The sequence below is a fragment of the Pseudomonas sp. ANT_J12 genome, from assembly GCF_008370045.1.
Classification (GTDB): domain Bacteria; phylum Pseudomonadota; class Gammaproteobacteria; order Pseudomonadales; family Pseudomonadaceae; genus Aquipseudomonas.
Genome location: NZ_VOBN01000061.1, coordinates 1 through 517 on the forward strand (window position 1 = coordinate 1; position 517 = coordinate 517).

A 517-nucleotide genomic window follows, 5' to 3' on the forward strand; every position below is an offset into this window, starting at 1 on the left:
CTCAATTAAGAGAACTCACAAATTTTACCTTAGCCTGATCCGTTACCAGTGAAAGTAACGTTCAGTCTATCTTTCTATCACATACCCAAATTTTTAAAGAACGATCTAATCAAAGACTAGAAATCAACATTCATCACCGTCTTGGTGGAATGCTCATTTCTAAGCTTTCAACAATCAGAAGCAGTAGTGGTGGAGCCAAACGGGATCGAACCGTTGACCTCCTGCGTGCAAGGCAGGCGCTCTCCCAGCTGAGCTATGGCCCCGTATTTCTACAGGCGTTTCCCACAAAAGCAAAATTGGTGGGTCTGGGCAGATTCGAACTGCCGACCTCACCCTTATCAGGGGTGCGCTCTAACCAACTGAGCTACAGACCCAATTTCGGGCTGCTTCTTTATCGTCTTCTTCAATGAATCAAGCAATTCGTGTGGGAACTTATGGAGCAGCTGATGTCGTCGATTAAGGAGGTGATCCAGCCGCAGGTTCCCCTACGGCTACCTTGTTACGACTTCACCCCAGT

The 517-nt window shown here is 47.2% G+C and carries 2 tRNA genes and 1 rRNA gene; all 3 read right to left on the reverse strand.

From position 1 onward, the window contains the following. Window positions 1-187 precede the first annotated feature (187 nt). A tRNA-Ala gene (locus tag FQ192_RS33900) sits at window positions 188-263 on the reverse strand. 34 nt (window positions 264-297) lie between these two features. After that, window positions 298-374, reverse strand: a tRNA-Ile gene (locus FQ192_RS33905). Window positions 375-457: 83 nt separating this feature from the next. Further along, a 16S ribosomal RNA gene (locus FQ192_RS33910) occupies window positions 458-517 on the reverse strand; the annotation flags it as partial.